Origin of the sequence: Vibrio sp. 10N.286.51.E5, assembly GCF_041469125.1 — a bacterium.
Taxonomy (GTDB): domain Bacteria; phylum Pseudomonadota; class Gammaproteobacteria; order Enterobacterales; family Vibrionaceae; genus Vibrio; species Vibrio crassostreae_C.
The window spans coordinates 1-17,093 of record NZ_JBFRJZ010000058.1; the positions used below are offsets into that span (position 1 = coordinate 1).

Here is a 17,093-nt window from a genome sequence, read left to right on the forward strand (position 1 = left end):
TGCTCGGCGCACCAAAAAAAGGATTGGTATCTCTACCAATCCTCTTTAGGGGGTGTTTCGGTTTATCTACCTTATGGAAGGTAGTAACGCGATTACTCGTAATCAGTCGCGTACGTGTCTTCGTATGTGTGCGAGTAGAACTCGAACAGGTTGCCAAACGGGTCTTCTAGGTAAACCATTTGTGCTTGTTTTAGTTCGTCTTCTGGGTGGTAAGGCATGATGTCCATACGAACCTTACCGCCAAACTCTTCAACACGCTTAATCGCTGAATGAAACTGCTCTTTTGGAAGTTGCAGACAGAAGTGGAAGATACCTAAGCGAGAGAAATCAACTTCGTGACGCTCTTGACGCTCTTTCATTTCGAACAGCTCAACACCGATGCCATCAGATGTTACTAGGTGAGCAATGTTGAAACCTTTAAAGCCTTCACCAAATACTGCAATACACATGCGGCCGATTGCTGATTCGCGCTCTTCCATCACTTTAGTGTTGTTCATTACGATTCTTAGACCTAGCGCTTTTGTGTAAAACTCGACTGCTTTGTCCATGTCGCCAACCATGATGCCTACGTGATTCATTTTCATAACTTTCTCCAAATTCTCTTTAATTCTGTATTTTTCGAAGACTCGCTTCGGTGTTTCGTTTCGATGGAGAGAGTATATGGAGATACGACGATTAACTGAAATTATCATAATTTATATTAATGATAATTTTATGTTATTTACCAAGTTAAGTGAGATGCCAACACGTCACACAATAAGTTAAAGTTGAGAGCCACATATGTCATGTGGCTCTAGTTAAACATCCTTAGTTCAGCACGAAGAAGCCCGTTACGCTTTACTGGTCTGTACGACGTTCGAAATCTGCTTGGCTTTTGTTTCAGGCACCAAAGACATCAACCCGGTAGTCACAAGCGCGGCAATACCAGACATGGTTACAGGTGACCCAAATATGCTTTGCACTAGCTTGGGTGCTTCTTTCAATAAATCCGGCACTAGCATCACCCCAAGCCCTAAGCCTAGTGAGATGGCAATCGTCATAATTCTGCGGCGATCCAGTTTTTCATTGGCGATGATTTTGATGCCCGCCGCAGCAACCGTACCGAACATCACTAATGTCGCCCCGCCCAATACTGGCTTTGGAATCGTCATTAAAACCGCACCTAAGATGGGAAATAACCCTAACAGAAAAAGAATCGCGGCAATGAAGTAGCCGATGTAGCGACTCGCGATCCCCGTAAAATGGATCACACCGTTGTTCTGGCTGAAAGTCGTGTTCGGAAAAGTATTGAATACCGCTGCGATGAGCGAGTTCACACCGTCACCTAGCACGCCAGCCTTGAGTCGATTGATGTATTTTGGCCCCTTAACTGGCTGCCCTGAGAACATACTGTTGGCGGTAAGGTCACCCGTGGTTTCAATAACGGTAATCAAGTAAATAAAAGCGATAGGCAGGAAGGCTTGCCAATCAAAAGCGAAGCCATATTTAAATGGGACAGGAATACTCAATAGCGGTTGAGAAGCAAAAGAAACCATAGACGCTTTACCCATCAAAATGGCAACGCCCCAGCCAACTACCAACCCAACTAAAATCGACGACAGCCTAACCATATTATTGTTACTCAGGTTAAGCACGACTATGGTTCCGAGGACGATGGCACCCAACATCAGATTGCTTCCAGAGCCAAAATCTTCGGCACCAACGCCACCAGCAATATCTGTGACGCCAACTTTAATCAAAGAGATGCCAATTGTGGTGATAACGATTCCGGTTACAACTGGGGTGATCACCACTTTCAACTTTTCGATAAAGCGCGATAGTACGATTTCAACAAATGCACCAAAGAAGCAGACACCGAAAATGGTAGCGAGCATTTCATCTGGCCCACCTCCATTCGCTTTAACCAGAAAACCTGCACCTAATACAGATCCCAAGAACGCAAAGCTGGTTCCTTGGACACAGATCATCCCTGCGCCAACTGGCCCTATTTTTCTCGCTTGAATGAAGGTACCGACCCCAGACACCATCAGTGCCATGCTGATCAGATAAGGAATGTGCTCACCCAACCCAAGCACACCGCCAATAATGAGTGTGGGCGTGATAATACCAACGAAACTGGCTAATACATGCTGCAACGCTGCGTAACTGGCTGCTTTAACTGATGGTCGATCGTCTAATCCGTAGATCAATTCACTGTTCTGTTCCATGTGACTTCCTTTATGTATTTTTTATTGTATACAATTTACATAAAGGCAATAGAGCAACATATATGCCAATGGTTTAACATCATATTTATCAATCAGTTAAGTTTTCAATCAGTCCAATGTTGCACTATAGAGCAACAATGTCGGCTTGTTTTAGTGCAACCGATAGTTTATCCGATGTTCCCAAATTTAGCCCTACAGACACAAAAAAGGATTGGTATCGCTACCAATCCTCTTTAGGGGGTGTTTCGGTTTTTCTACCTATGGAAGGCAGTAACGCTATTACTCGTAATCAGTCGCGTAGGTGTCTTCGTATGTGTGCGAGTAAAATTCGAATAGGTTGCCAAACGGGTCTTCTAGATAAACCATTTGCGCTTGTTTTAGTTCGTCTTCTGGGTGGTAACGCATGATGTCCATACGAACCTTACCGCCAAACTCTTCAACGCGCTTAATAGCTGAATGAAACTGCTCTTTTGGAAGTTGCAGACAGAAGTGGAAGATGCCTAGACGAGAGAAGTCTACTTCGTGACGCTCTTGACGATCTTTCATTTCGAACAGCTCAACACCGATGCCATCAGATGTGACTAGGTGTGCAATGTTGAAGCCTTTGAAGCCTTCGCCAAATACTGCGATACACATACGGCCGATTGCTGATTCGCGCTCTTCCAAAACCTTAGTGTTGTTCATTACGATTCTTAGACCCAGAGCCTTAGTGTAAAACTCGACTGCTTTGTCCATGTCGCCAACCATGATGCCTACGTGATTCATTTTCATAACTTGCTCCAAATTCGTTTTTAATTCTGTGCGTTTCGAAGACTGGCTTCGATGTTTCGTTTCGATGAAGAGAGTATATGGAGATGTGACGATTAACTGAAATTATCATAAATTATATCAATGATAATTTTTTGTTATTTACAGATTGGTATAACAACTCAACTCGCGTAAAGAAACCGTACTTCCCCTTACCTACATAGATACTAAACCAAATACTGCTTACCTAAATAGAGAACAACCTAAAAAGCATAGCTACTCAAATTGGGGTTGTTGATGTTTGATGGCTTTTGTTAATTGTTTTTGTTGATAGCTTTTACCGATAGCCTTTTCCTTTCGAAGATAGGATTCGCCTATTGAATCTATAGAAATGTCCGATTTCACTAATTTTCGGTGGCAATGCAATATATCTACATCGACGCGGGATAGCGTTAAACACTATAAATTAGAAAGAGAGTCAAATCATGATCAACACAGAAATCAAACCATTCAACGCAACAGCATTCAAAAACGGCGAATTCGTAGAAATCACTGAGCAAGACGTTAAAGGCAAGTGGGCTGTATTCTTCTTCTACCCAGCAGACTTCACGTTTGTATGTCCAACTGAGCTAGTTGACCTACAAGACAAATACGCAGAGCTTCAATCTCGCGGCGTAGAAGTTTACTCAGTATCAACTGACACTCACTTCTCTCACAAAGCATGGCACGATACTTCTGACAAAATCGGCACTATCGAATACTTCATGGTAGGCGACCAAACTGGCAACATCACAAATAACTTCAACGTTATGCGTGAAGGTCAAGGCCTTGCAGACCGTGCAACGTTCCTAATCGACCCTGAAGGCGTTATCCAAGCAATGGAAATCACAGCTGAAGGCATCGGCCGTGACGCAGAAGACCTACTACGCAAGGTTAAAGCAGCACAATACGTAGCCGCTAACCCAGGTGAAGTTTGCCCAGCTAAATGGAAAGAAGGCGAAGAGACTCTAGCGCCATCTCTAGACCTAGTAGGCAAGATTTAATCTAAGCCTAGCTAACAAGAATAGCTAAACGGTTCTACAGGCGCGCTTCGGCCCCCCTCCTAAAGGGCAGTCGCGCGCCACCCTTTCAAAACATCAACACCACAATATTTGCCGACTTGCGCCCCCTTTTTATTTTCCTTTTTCAGCAAGAAGGTATTGGTCAATACCAAGACACAGAATTTAAGAGCAGGCACGATTATGTTAGATCAAGCAATGAAGCAGCAGCTAAAAGCATACCTAGAAAACCTAAAAACCAATGTTCAGTTAGTGCTTAGCCTGGATGGCAGCGACACCGCGAACAAACTTCAAGATCTGGCGAATGACATCTCGTCTTTAACCGATAAAATTGAAGTGACTCGCGATGACAGCGCAAGCACTCGCAGCCCTATCATGCAGGTCGTGAACCAAGAGAAAGGCACCGCGATCGGTTTTGCCGGTTTGCCAATGGGTCACGAATTTACGTCACTGGTTCTAGCACTGCTTCATAGTGGTGGTCACCCTATCAAGCTTGAAGCGGACGTAATCGAGCAAATTAAAGAACTCGATCAAGAGCTTAATGTAGAGATTTTTATCTCGCTCTCATGCCAAAACTGTCCAGAAGTGGTTCAAGCCTTCAATATGATGTCGGCGATTAATCCTCTGGTTAAGACAACGATGATCGACGGCGCAGCATTCCAAGATGAAGTGAAGTCTCGCGACATCATGGCAGTACCAAGTGTATTCGTTAATGGTGAGCTATTTGGTCAAGGCCGTATGTCACTGGCTGAAATCCTTAACAAGGTTGATTCAGGCGCAGCGGAAAAGAAAGCAGCAAACCTAAACCAACAAGCACCGTTTGATGTATTGGTTGTAGGCGGCGGCCCTGCAGGTTCTTCAGCGGCAATTTATGCTGCACGTAAAGGCATTCGTACTGGTGTGGTTGCTGACCGATTCGGCGGCCAAGTGATGGACACCATGGCGATTGAGAACTTTATCTCAGTAAAAGCGACAACTGGCCCTAAATTAGTGGCAAGCCTTGAAGAGCACGTAAAAGAGTACGGTGTTGAAGTGATGACTGAGCAGCGCGCTGCAAACATCATTGCAGCAGAAGACACTGAAGACGGCTACATCCACGTTGAGCTAGAGAGCGGCGCAACACTACGAGCTCGCACGGTTATCACAAGTACCGGTGCTCGCTGGCGTGAAATGAACGTTCCGGGTGAGCAAGAGTACCGCAATAAAGGCGTCGCTTACTGCCCACACTGTGACGGTCCATTGTTCAAAGGCAAAAAAACAGCGGTTATCGGTGGCGGTAACTCAGGTATTGAAGCGGCTATCGACCTAGCAGGTATCGTGGAACACGTAACTGTGCTTGAGTTTGCGGACACACTGCGCGCTGACCAAGTACTTATCGACAAAGCGAACGCAACGCCAAACATCGAAATCATCAAGATGGCTCAAACCACACAGGTATTGGGTGATGGAACTCGCGTAACTGGTCTGGAATACAAAGACCGCAACACCGATGAACTTAAACAGATCGAACTCGCAGGTATCTTTGTACAAATCGGCCTGATGCCAAACAGCGAATGGTTGAAGGGTTCAAAGGTAGAGCTTTCACCACGCGGTGAAATTGAAATTAACGCTCATGGCGCAACATCTATGAAAGGTGTGTTCGCAGCGGGTGACGTGACAACCGTACCTTACAAACAGATCATCATTGCGATGGGTGAAGGTGCGAAAGCAAGCTTAGGTGCATTTGACCACCTAATCCGTAACTCAGCTCCAGTTAAAGAGGCTGAAACCGCTTAACCTTTACACTGAAAAGCTTAAAGCTTTTAACTCAAGTTCCTTAAATATTTGTTAACTTAATTCTTTACTGTTAACGACTTAGTCGACATTTAGACGCCACTCCTATGGATTTATGAGTGGTTTTTTTCTTTGTGATTTACGCCGGTTGATAAAGCATAAAGGCAACCACCATCGCTAAGCTTCCGCCCAAGCAACGGTTCACAAACATCATCTGTTTTGGTGATTGCAGTAGCTTTTTAAGCATGGTGCCGCAATACGCCCACACCAACATGCACGGTACACCGGTAATCACCATACCCGCGATAATGGTCACGACTTGAATCAAGTAATCTGCATTCGGAGTGATGAACTGCGAAAACACGGTTAATGACGCTATCCAACCTTTAGGATTTAACACCTGCACCAACACACCCGACACAAAGCCTGAACGATTGTCGGTGGTGCTTTCTTCGATTTGCATATTCGCAATCGACCACGCCATGAACAGCAAATAAGCCGCACCCGCGTATTTCAAAATGCTGTATAGCTCTGGGTAAAGGGTAAATAGGCTCACCAAACCGACACTAGAACCCGCCAGTACGATGATGATGCCAACAGCGTTCCCAGAGATAAAAGGTAAAGTCGCAGCAAATCCATAACGACTTGAAACCCCAAGTAATGCGATATTGCCTGCCCCAGGGGTAATTGCAATTGATGTTGAAAATAGCAAGAACGCCAGCATTAATTGAGAGCTCATTTCCTCTCACTCCTAATAAGTAAAGTATTTATAGGGGGAGAGTTTACAGATTCGACTAGGAATTAAATTGCTATATAGGCTAATATTAATCCAAATTTGAGCAAGACTTTTCTAAAATAGCCATGAAACAGAAAGAATCCACCAAAGAAGTGTTAGATGACACAGATATCGCCATCTTAGAGCATATCCAGCAAGACGGACGCATGAGCAACAGCAAGCTCGCAGAGAAGGTCAACCTCAGCGAAACCCCATGCTGGCGTCGTTGGAAACGCATGGAGGAAACTGGCTATATCGATGGTTACGCCGCTAAGCTGAATCGTAAGAAATTAGGCTTTCATGTGGCTGGTTTTACTCTTGTGACCTTGGGTAACCATGAAGTTGAAAACACAGAACCATTCGAAGAATTTGTCGCGGTAACCGATTGGATTCCTATGTGTCACTGCATTGCAGGCGGCGCCGATTACATGGTGCAAGTGTTGGCCAAAGATTTGGAAGAGTACTTTGAGCGTATTAGCTCGATCAGACGAGTCAAAGGCGTGAGTGCGATTCAGTCGAACATCTCAGTAAAAGAGTTGAAAAACAGCTATCGATTACCGCTTTCAGATTAGCTCCCTAAAACACATAAAACAAAAAGCCCAGCCGCGATAGATTTCTAAAGTCTAAGGCTCTGGGCTTAACGTTATTATTTACTGGGTTAACTGGCTTAGCTATTCACAAGGATGAGCTAAATGGATCAAGGCTAAACCACCGAGTGATGTTTCACGATATTTCTTGTTCATGTCTTTACCGGTTTGGTACATGGTTGCGATGACCTTATCGAGTGAGATCAAAGACTTGCTGTTTCGCTTCAATGCCATGCGAGATGCATTAATTGCCTTCATCGCACCCATCGCATTTCGCTCGATACACGGCACTTGAACCAAGCCGCCAATTGGGTCACAAGTCATACCCAATGAGTGTTCCATCGCGATTTCCGCCGCAATACAGATCTGCTCATTGCTGCCACCGCGTAGTGCCGTTAATCCCGCAGCCGCCATAGAGGATGATACGCCTACCTCACCTTGGCATCCCACTTCCGCACCAGAGATCGAAGCGTTAGTTTTGTACAGAATACCAATCGCGCCCGATACCGCTAAGAAATCTTTTAACTGCTTAGTATCCAACTCTTTAATGAAGCGATGGTAGTACATCAACACAGCAGGAATAACGCCCGCCGCACCATTGGTTGGTGATGTTACCACTTGGCCACCAGCCGCATTTTCTTCGCTAACCGCAAACGCAAACAAGTTAATCCAATCCATGATTTCCATTGGGTCGTTTTCAACCGCCGCATTCGCTTCTAACTTTTTCAGTAGGTTAGGCGCACGACGAGTTACGTTCAAACCACCATCAAGAATGCCTTCGGTTTCAAAGCCACGCTCCATACAACGACTCATCACTCGCCAGATTTGATCCGCTTTCTCTGAAATAATGTCAGCGCCTTCGAACTCCGCTTCATTTTTTAGAATCATACCACCGAGGCTCATCCCACTATTGTCAGCTTGTTGAAGCATTTCATCGGCGTTTTTGAACGGGAAAGGAACTTCTACCGCTTGGGTTTGAGTACCATTTTGCAGTTCATCAGCAGTTGCGATAAAACCGCCGCCAATCGAATAATAAGTTTCATCGACAATCACGTTGCCACTCTGGTCAAACGCAGTAATCATCATGCCATTTTCATGCAGAGGCAGATTGTCTTTGTGGAACAACATGTCGGTTTCGTAGTTGAAGGCAATGTGCTTGGTGCCCGCTAAATCCATCTCACCACTGTCTACGGCATGACGCATTGCTTGGTTTGCGCTGGTGATTTTGATGGTGTCTGGTTTATTGCCGAGTAGCCCCAATATTGTAGCTCTGTCGGTGTGGTGACCTATGCCAGTCAATGACAAAGAACCGTATAAATCCACCTGAATACGCGTCACTTCTGCGATTTTATCAGCGATTAATTGTGTGAAATGGAAACCCGCAATCATTGGGCCGTTGGTGTGAGAGCTCGATGGCCCAACACCAATTTTGTAGATATCAAAGATCGATAACATAGATATACCAGTAAAAAATCGGTCAATTAAGAAAGAGCGGCATAAAGCCAATCAGGGATAACAGTACAAGCAGCAATCGTCACAACAGCGAACACCAACAAGCCATAATGACTCGCGGTAGGCTTTGCAAACAAATGCTTTTGCTTTTCTATAAATTCATTTTGTTGCTCGGTTACCTCTCCCCAGAAGCGGCTCACAACAACACCTAACACTAAGAAAACCACAGTGCCAATCAAGGCAAACCAAGGCCAAGCTATTCCGCTGTATTTGGCGATGAATACGACGGCCACACTGCCAATACTGCCCGCAATTACGCCTTTCTCGTTTGCTTGTTTGAAGAACAAACCCAAGATGAAAGAGCCAAGGCGAATACCAACAAAAATAGAGGTTAAGCTCGCAATCGTTTTAAGCACTGATTCATTAGAAACAGCCAGTAACGCAGGCACAACAACCGACGCTGCAGCAACCAGGCTCATTTTTCTAGCCACTGATTCATAGTGCGCGTCAGAGGCTTGCTTACGGAAGAAGCGCTTATAGAAATCGAACGTTGCGACCGTCGCCATTGAGTTATAGGTGGAATCCAATGTCGACATTGCCGCAGCCGAAAGTGCTGAGATCACCAAACCAACAATGATTGGGTTGGTATGGTTAAACACAAAATCGAGAATCACTTCGTTGCTGTTTTCAAAACTGCTGTCTTGATAAAAGACACTTAACAGCACCCCCATCACAGCAAAGAACAGATAAACAAAAAATGCGCCGTAGCCACAAAGCAACATCGATTTTTGCGCTGTTTTAACACACTTAGTCGCCAATGTTCTTTGAATAATCAGTTGGTTAGTGCCATACACACTCAGGTGCAAGAAGCTCACAGCCACTACGCCGGCCCACAATGTGGTATCGACGCCTAAGTCAAAATCGAGATTGATGATATTCAAATGTTCAGGAGACAACATCTCGCCCGCATCGATTTTCATCAGCAATAAAACAAAGATCGCAATGCTGCCGATAATCAACACTGCTGACTGAAGCATGTCAGTCCAGATTACAGTCGAGATACCACCCGCATAGGTATACAACGCAGTAAATACGCTGATGTAGATGATCGCCTCAGAGATACTCACTGGCAGCACTTGCACTAAGATCAGGGCTACCGCATACAGAATAACCCCTGCCGAAATACACTGAACCACAATGAACACGATGGAATTGATCGTGCGAGCAACAACGCCAAAGCGGTGCTCTAGGTATTCGTAAATCGAGGTTAGGCCGAGCTTGTAAAACACCGGAACAAAGAAAAGCACAGTGAAAAAGATCACTATTGGATAGTTCAAATGTACGCTCATCGCTTCCATGCCTGAGCTATAAACCCAGCCCGGCATGCCAACGAACGTCATTGCGCTGATGTAGGTTGCAAGAATCGACACACCTGCCGTAAACCAACCAAACTGTTTTCCACCAGTCGAAAAGTCGCCACCGACGCTATAGCGCCTATTAACTAAGTAGCTGATAAACAAAGTAGTTAGCACATAAAGAGCAATAACCACAAAACTTGAGTACGTAACCATTTTTAGATTCCGTTTATTGTATGTCGCAATTAATTCGCTGCCAATAGTACTCAAAAATGGATGTTTTCCCTCAAAAACCCACAATAAGTGTGACTATTATCACTAAGATAGACGATTAAACACTCAAACCACCCCACAAAGCACAAAAACCCAGTTAAATGAGATCAAGATCACTAAAATGCACAAAATGGGTACGCACTCATTTTAAAATTGACTTTGATCACGGATCTAACAACCACAAAAATTCTATTATCTCTCCCGAAATGAAGACGGTGTGATGAAACTAAACAATCAACACACAATAATTAAAACCAAAACCACCCTATATAAAATAAAGGTTTATCGGTCATGACCATTAAAAAACACATGAGCGAAGTTCCTATGATTCAAAGGGTAGCCGCATATCTAGCAATTCTAGTAGGTTACTTTTTTTATTGTTATAACTTTGTAATTATTGACTACGTACGCCCATACATTGTGGAAGAATATGCTGGTATTAGCCTTTCTGATACCGCTCAGTTCTACACTTGGCAGTCGGTTGGTGCTCTGATTGGTGCTCTGAGCTGTGCATGGTTCGCAACCAAGTTCGGCAAGAAGTCCACACTAATAGCAATTACGGCATTAAACGGTGGTGCAACCATCATCAACATGATGTTTACCGACTACGCCACTTGGGCTGCAATGCGTTTCATCATTGGACTATCTTTAGGTGGTTACTTCACTGTAGCTGTATCTTTGATGATTGGCCTATTTACACCAACGGTTCGCGGTAAGTTGACTGCTTTTGCTTCTTCAATGTTCTCTGTTGCTTTAGTGGCAATGGGCGCTTACGCAGCCTTCATTACAAGTGTTGATGCACCTTGGCAGAGCCTAATGTGGGTAGGTGGTATTCCACCGCTTGTAGCAGCAGCGTTAATGATCTTTGTATTACCAAGCGACAAAACTGTGATCGCCTACGGTGAAGAAGATCAACAAACAACAACCAATACAGCTGGGGAAGTAACCGAAGCTAAAAAAGGTTCTTGGGGTGAGATGTTAAGCAAGCCTTACCGCAAAATTACGATTACTTGTTTACTTCTTTCTGGTCTTAACTTCTACGGATTCCAATTCTTCGGTGGCTTTGTAACTACCTACCTGAAAGATGTTCGTATGTTTGATGGTGCAACCATCGGTTTGATCTTCTCTATCTCAGCATTTGGTTCACTCTTCGGTGCTTGGTTCTGGGGATGGGCAGCAGATAAGTACGGTCGTAAGATCAACGCGTTCGGCTTCATCCTCGCAGGTATCATGGTTTCTATCTTCTTTGTCGCACCTGGCGACATGATGATTGGCGGCCTAAACATGCTGGCTCTTCTGGGTCTTATCTACAACTTCGGCCTGTCTGCTTCTGCAGTATGGGGCGGTTACTTCTCTGAATTGTTCCCAGCACGCTTGCGTAGCTATGGTGCAGCTTTATTCCATGGCGGTCGTATTATCGGCATGTGGGCACCAATGGTTCTTATCTTCATCCAAGAGCGTACCGACCTACAAACAGCAATGTGGGGCTCACCAATCGTATGGATTATCGCCGGCCTACTATGGCTAACACTGCCTGAAACTCTAAAAGGTGGCGTCTTCGATAAGAGCAAAAAAGCTGAAGCAGCAAAAGCTTAATTCGACACTCATACGCTGAAGTTCAAATACGAAAAGTTTAAAGCCGGCTGATAAATCAGCCGGTAACAAAATCCAAATCGAGTCCTGTTCCGAATGTTGACTCGACAACACAAAGAGAAATTATTATGTCTAAATATCAAGAAGCGAAACGCATTGTTCGTGAATACTTCGATGCAATGGAAAACGCAACTCACGAGAACGTTGCTGAAGTTTTAAAAGCACACACTTCTGAAGATTACTTGTGGCGCGGTGTTTACCCATTCCGTGAGCAAGAAGGCGCACAAGCAGCAGCTGACGTATTCTGGGCACCAATGATGAAGTCAATGACTCGCATGCAGCGTCGTCAAGACATCTTCATCGGTGGTAACAACGAAGTTAACCCAGATGAGATTTGGGTAATGAGCATGGGTCACTTCATGGGTCTATTCGACGCTGAATACCTAGGTATGCGCCCAACTGGCAAGATCATGAACGTTCGCTACGCAGAATTTAACTGTGTTGTTGATGGCAAAATCACTAAGACAGGCCTGTTTCTAGACCTACTAGGCATGATGGATCAAGCGGGTTGCTACCCACTTCCACCATCAACTGGTAAGCACTTCGTATACCCTGGCCCACGTAACCACGACGGTCTGCTATTCGAAGACGCGGCTCCAGAAGAAGGTGTTGCGACACTTGCTCTAGTAAACAAAATGGTTGATGACCTGTCTGCTCTTAACGACAGCGGCGCGATGGGTTGCCCACCAGAAGTACTAGCGAAGAGCTGGTCAAAAGACATGATTTGGTACGGCCCATGTGGTATCGGCGCGTCTTACACAATTCCTCGCTACCAACAACAGCACCAACTTCCTTTCCGTAACAACCTGAAAGACAAGAAGTTCAACGGCCACGTTTGTCGTTTCGCTGAAGGTAACTTCTCTTGTTTCTTCGGTTGGCCAAACCTATCAAACACACCAACAGGTGGCTTCCTAGGTATGACTGGCGGTGAAGTACGTGCAAACATGCAAGTAGTTGACGTTTACTACCGTGACGGTGACAAACTGTCTGAGAACTGGGTTCTTATCGACCTTCCTTACTGGCTACAACAGCAAGGTCTAGATGTGTTCGAACGCACTTCAAGCATCATGAACCCAACGCTGTAATCGATACGCTTTAATCCAAAAGATTGAAACGAAATAGTGGCAACCTAAATAGACATCTGATTTAGGTTGCCACGCTTACTGGGGGACCCTTCTCGCTCCTAGTAAGTGCTCCAACCAATTCATTATTGCTCCACTAATAACTGAATCTACTAGTGCCTCATGGATGGGGTACACCCTGCCAAACCATTACCAATATAACGGGCTTGAAAGCACGGTGGCTTTCTACGGCCTGAATAAAGAGAATTACAATGAAAAAGTCGATTCTTTCAGCAGTGATCCTGACAGCACTTACCTCAGGTTCTGCTTTTGCTGCACACACTTTTACCAATGACGCGGGCGATAGCCTTACTTTAGACGGTCGTTTCGACGTTCGTTACCAAGATAAGGGTGGCGACCACAACGGTGAGTGGAACAGCGGTAGCTCTCGTTTCGGCCTTAAAGGTCAAATGGGACTCGATAACGGCTGGACTGGCTTTGGCCATGCTGAATGGGGTTACAACTCAGGTGCTAACGGCGACAATATTTACGACCGACTTCTATACGCAGGCGTAGAGCACGACAAATACGGCAAGATCGCAGCAGGTACTAAGCAATGGTCTACTTTTTATGACGTAGCATGGTACACCGACTTAGGTCGTGTCTTCGGTACTCGCGGCTCAGGTGTTTACAACCTTTCTGACTGGGGTATTGCATCTGGTACAGGTCGAGCAGAAAACTCCATTACTTACCGTAACTCGATCAACGACCAAGTAAGCTACGGCTTCACTTACCAAACGACACGTGAAGAAGTGGCACTAGCGAGTAATGCGACAGCTTCATTGAAAAACGGAATGGGTGCGTCAATCACTTACAAACCGGTTGATGGCGTAACACTAGGTGCAGCTTACCACCAAAATGAAATTGCAGACCTAGACTCAGGTGTGGTTGGCGTAGAAAATGGCGACAACATGCGCATCATGCTATTGGGTGCGAACTACAGCAACGGCGGCTTCTACGCAGGTGCCACTTTCCATGTTGGCGAAAACTGGGAAGCTGTAAGCCAAGGCGGTACGGATGTAATGTTCGATACCCTAGGTGGTGAAATCTACACTTACTACCACTTCGACAATGGCCTACGCCCTACGTTGAACTACAACTACATGGAAGATCGTGATGACCAAACAGATGGCTATGAGCGTAACCTGCTTATTCCTGGTGTTGAATACCACTTCCAGAAGAACAAATTCCTAGTTTGGACTGAGTACCAATTCGACCTAGGTAAAGATCAGTTCGTTGGCGGTAAATTCGAAAACAGAGACGACCAATTCGCTGCAGGTATTCGTTACTACTTCTAACGCCCAGTTAGTCGATTCATAAATTCTTTAAACAAAGCTCTGCTCTTACGCAGAGCTTTTTTGGGTCATACCCAGAATAATATTCAACACTCTCTATTAACCCTTATTTTTCATCCAATCATGGCATATTGTATTTTTGAGTACGTACCTAATTATGTTACTCTATGCACAATCAATTTGGTTCAAAAGTATGGTCTATGAGCTCTCCAAAACACTCCACGGCGTCAAAGCCAACCGTCACCTCTAAAGATGTCGCTAAACTTGCTGGCGTTTCTCAATCAACTGTATCTCGTGTATTTGTCCCGGGCAGTTCAGTGTCTGAAAAGACCAAGCAAAAAGTGTTCGATGCAGCAAAATCGTTGAACTATCGTCCCAATGCCTTTGCCCGCAGTCTGACGACAAATGAGTCCAAATTGATTGGCTTAGTTTTCCCAGATGCCGACTACCCTATCCACATGAAAACTCTGCAGCTTATCTCTACTGAGCTACAAAAGCAGGGTTACTCTGCGGTATTGATTCCTTGGCAAGTGGATGGAAACGACAACCACTCGATTCCTAATATCTTCCAATACCGAGTTGATGGCGTAATTGCTGCTTCGGCGACCTTTAATAAGTCGCTTTATGAAGAGTGTGAAGAGTTCAACATCCCCATTGTTCAGTATGCTCGTGTAGTTGAGGGGACTAAGAGTAGCCATGTAATAAGTGACAACTACGCCGCAGGCCAAGTCGCCGCTCAACATTTACATAGCGTAGGAACAAAGTCAGCGGTTTACCTGACAGGTAACGTGCCAACCTACACCAACGGCGAGCGTGAATCGGGCTTTTGCTCAGAATTCGAAGATCTAACAGGCAAGCAAGCTCGTGTTATTGAAGCTGACTATGACTACCTTGATGCTCTAGATACCATTCGGACTCTGTTTTCAGAACCCACACATCCTCAAGCGATTTTCTGTGCGACAGATAACCTCGCGATGGCAGTAATGGATGTGGCGCGCTTAGAATTTAACCTGCGTATTCCAGAAGATCTTCAAGTGATTGGTTTTGACGATATCCCACAGACTCAATGGTTGAACTACCAACTCACTACCTTCAAGCAAGATTTCAGACGCCTTGCACGTGAATCAGTGAAAATTGTCGTTAGCCAGATTCAAGAGCAAGACACAAGCTTGGTTAAGCTGATGGTGCCAGTGAAGTTCATTGAACGAAACACGACGCTAAAACAGAACCAACGTTAAGACGCTTTCAAACAAAAATCCCGCTCAGTGTGAGCGGGATTTTTTATGATATTTAACTAGTTACCTACACCACCGGTCTTCTCTGCCGGAGAGTCAGGCGTCTTAGGTGGCCACTCTTTGAAGGTCGCTAGGTGTTGCTGTACCGCCGCTTGAGCCGGGCCAAATGCCCACATTTTTTGTCCCATCCACTTCAAGTACATGCCCGATTCTTCGGCCGCTCGCTCATACGGGTCACGGCGCAAGTTAAACAGTAATGGGGCGTTTAGCTCTTCTTTAGGGCCACTCCAACCGTGGTTTTGCACGATGAAATGCGCCTTCCAATCACCAACACGAACCGCTTGCAGCTTGTCTCGTTCGTAGTAGTAGATCTCTTTACGGTTTGACTCGCCTTTCTCGGTCAGCATATCCACTTGGTTGTAACCATCAAGGTGCGCTTTAAAGCCATCGTGACCTTTCAGCAGTTTTTCTTTTAGATCCGTTGGACCACCAGCCGCAGCGACAAGAGTGGGTAACCAATCCATACCATCAAAGATGCCATTGCCTAAAGTACCCGCTGGGATTTTACCCGGCCAGCTAACCAATGCAGGGGCTCTTACGCCACCTTCCCAAGTTGTGCCTTTCTCACCGTGATAAGGTGTCATACCGCCATCTGGCCAAGTCATGATCTCTGGGCCGTTATCGGCAGTGAAAATGATGATGGTGTTGTCAGCAATACCGAGTTCTTCCATCTTCGCCATCATCTCACCGACGTGATCATCAAGATCTTTCATGACCACTTCTTGGAGTCCCCAACCGTTTTGACCGAGCATCGCTTCGTATTCAGGTGACAGGTGCGTCCAAACGTGACCGCGTGATGGACAGTACCAAGTGAAAAATGGCTTATCCGCTTCAACCGCCCTTTCGATGAAGTTGATCGCGTGCTTATTTACTTCATCATCTAGTGTGCGCATACGCTCGATAGTTAGCGCGCCATCGTCTTCAATAGTTTGTCCGCCTTTGCCATCGGATTTCGCGTAAATCACATTGCGAGGCGCAAAAGCATCCAACGAACCGTCTTTTGGCCAGTCTGGATCTTCGGTGTATTCCATCGCATTCAGGTGATACAACCAACCCCAATACTCATCGAAGCCGTGCATTGTTGGTAAGAATTCATCACGGTCACCCAAGTGGTTTTTACCAAACTGACCAGTCACGTAACCCATGGTTTTGAGAATTTCTGGTAGTGTTGGCGTATCCGCATGCAGCCCAACAGGCCCACCCGGTAAGCCCACCGTGTGCATACCCGTTCGCACTGGTAACTGCCCCGTTAAGAATGCAGAGCGCCCGGCCGTACACGATGGCTGCGCATAATAATCTGTGAGTAGCATGCCCTTTTCAGCAATACTATCGATGTTTGGTGTTTCACTACTCATCACACCATTGTGATAAGCACTCAGGTTTGAGATCCCAATATCATCCGTGAAGATAACAAAAATATTCGGTTGCTCTTGTGCTGACCATGCCGATAGCGAAAAGCTACTCAACACACTCATCACAACAAGGTGGAAAATCCTTTTCAT

14 protein-coding genes are annotated in these 17,093 nt (G+C 45.4%); 7 read left to right on the forward strand and 7 right to left on the reverse strand.

The window, feature by feature from the left end; genetic code table 11:
- Positions 1-92 precede the first annotated feature (92 nt).
- The 3 genes from AB4161_RS19170 to AB4161_RS19180 all read right to left on the reverse strand — a co-directional run bounded on the left by AB4161_RS19170 (position 93) and on the right by AB4161_RS19180 (position 2,978).
- Positions 93-584: a VOC family protein gene (locus AB4161_RS19170; protein WP_102393691.1), complete on the reverse strand. Its 492-nt coding sequence runs from the start codon at positions 582-584 to the stop codon at positions 93-95.
- A gap of 246 nt (positions 585-830) precedes the next feature.
- On the reverse strand, positions 831-2,207 hold the full coding sequence (locus AB4161_RS19175; RefSeq protein WP_372083948.1) for a uracil-xanthine permease family protein: 1,377 nt from the start codon (positions 2,205-2,207) through the stop codon (positions 831-833).
- 279 nt (positions 2,208-2,486) lie between these two features.
- Positions 2,487-2,978, reverse strand: a complete 492-nt coding sequence (locus AB4161_RS19180; RefSeq protein WP_017065982.1) for a VOC family protein — start codon at positions 2,976-2,978, stop codon at positions 2,487-2,489.
- Between the two features lie 461 nt (positions 2,979-3,439).
- Here AB4161_RS19180 and ahpC point away from each other — a divergent pair, with 461 nt between their 5' ends.
- Positions 3,440-3,997 (forward strand): alkyl hydroperoxide reductase subunit C, encoded by a 558-nt coding sequence (ahpC, locus tag AB4161_RS19185; RefSeq protein ID WP_016798107.1) that lies wholly within the window; start codon positions 3,440-3,442, stop codon positions 3,995-3,997.
- A gap of 198 nt (positions 3,998-4,195) precedes the next feature.
- Positions 4,196-5,788, forward strand: a complete 1,593-nt coding sequence (gene ahpF, locus AB4161_RS19190) for an alkyl hydroperoxide reductase subunit F (RefSeq protein ID WP_372083950.1) — start codon at positions 4,196-4,198, stop codon at positions 5,786-5,788.
- A 136-nt stretch (positions 5,789-5,924) separates the two neighbouring features.
- On the opposite strand, the gene AB4161_RS19195 is transcribed toward ahpF, so the two are convergent.
- Complete coding sequence (locus tag AB4161_RS19195) at positions 5,925-6,524, reverse strand: LysE family translocator (RefSeq protein WP_372083952.1); 600 nt, start codon at positions 6,522-6,524, stop codon at positions 5,925-5,927.
- 122 nt (positions 6,525-6,646) lie between these two features.
- On the opposite strand from AB4161_RS19195, the gene AB4161_RS19200 reads away from it, so the two are divergent.
- Positions 6,647-7,132: an Lrp/AsnC family transcriptional regulator gene (locus tag AB4161_RS19200; protein ID WP_017065258.1), complete on the forward strand. Its 486-nt coding sequence runs from the start codon at positions 6,647-6,649 to the stop codon at positions 7,130-7,132.
- A gap of 99 nt (positions 7,133-7,231) precedes the next feature.
- On the opposite strand, the gene AB4161_RS19205 is transcribed toward AB4161_RS19200, so the two are convergent.
- Positions 7,232-8,602: an L-serine ammonia-lyase gene (locus AB4161_RS19205; protein WP_017065257.1), complete on the reverse strand. Its 1,371-nt coding sequence runs from the start codon at positions 8,600-8,602 to the stop codon at positions 7,232-7,234.
- 26 nt (positions 8,603-8,628) lie between these two features.
- A complete protein-coding gene (locus AB4161_RS19210) occupies positions 8,629-10,170 on the reverse strand; it encodes a sodium:solute symporter family transporter (protein WP_017065256.1) in 1,542 nt (513 codons plus the stop codon).
- A 348-nt stretch (positions 10,171-10,518) separates the two neighbouring features.
- Between AB4161_RS19210 and AB4161_RS19215 the strand changes: the two genes are divergently transcribed.
- The 4 genes from AB4161_RS19215 (at position 10,519) to AB4161_RS19230 (ending at position 15,534) form a co-directional block, all read left to right on the forward strand.
- On the forward strand, positions 10,519-11,823 hold the full coding sequence (locus AB4161_RS19215; protein ID WP_017065255.1) for an MFS transporter: 1,305 nt from the start codon (positions 10,519-10,521) through the stop codon (positions 11,821-11,823).
- Between the two features lie 125 nt (positions 11,824-11,948).
- Complete coding sequence (locus tag AB4161_RS19220; protein WP_017065254.1) at positions 11,949-12,965, forward strand: nuclear transport factor 2 family protein; 1,017 nt, start codon at positions 11,949-11,951, stop codon at positions 12,963-12,965.
- A gap of 248 nt (positions 12,966-13,213) precedes the next feature.
- The gene (locus AB4161_RS19225) at positions 13,214-14,299 is read left to right on the forward strand and encodes a porin (protein ID WP_372083954.1); all 1,086 of its coding nucleotides are present in this window, start codon (positions 13,214-13,216) and stop codon (positions 14,297-14,299) included.
- A 197-nt stretch (positions 14,300-14,496) separates the two neighbouring features.
- Entirely contained in the window at positions 14,497-15,534 is a 1,038-nt protein-coding gene (locus AB4161_RS19230) for a LacI family DNA-binding transcriptional regulator (protein WP_017065252.1), read from the forward strand.
- Positions 15,535-15,590: 56 nt separating this feature from the next.
- Here AB4161_RS19230 and AB4161_RS19235 read toward each other — a convergent pair whose 3' ends face one another.
- On the reverse strand, positions 15,591-17,093 hold the full coding sequence (locus AB4161_RS19235; protein WP_372083957.1) for an arylsulfatase: 1,503 nt from the start codon (positions 17,091-17,093) through the stop codon (positions 15,591-15,593).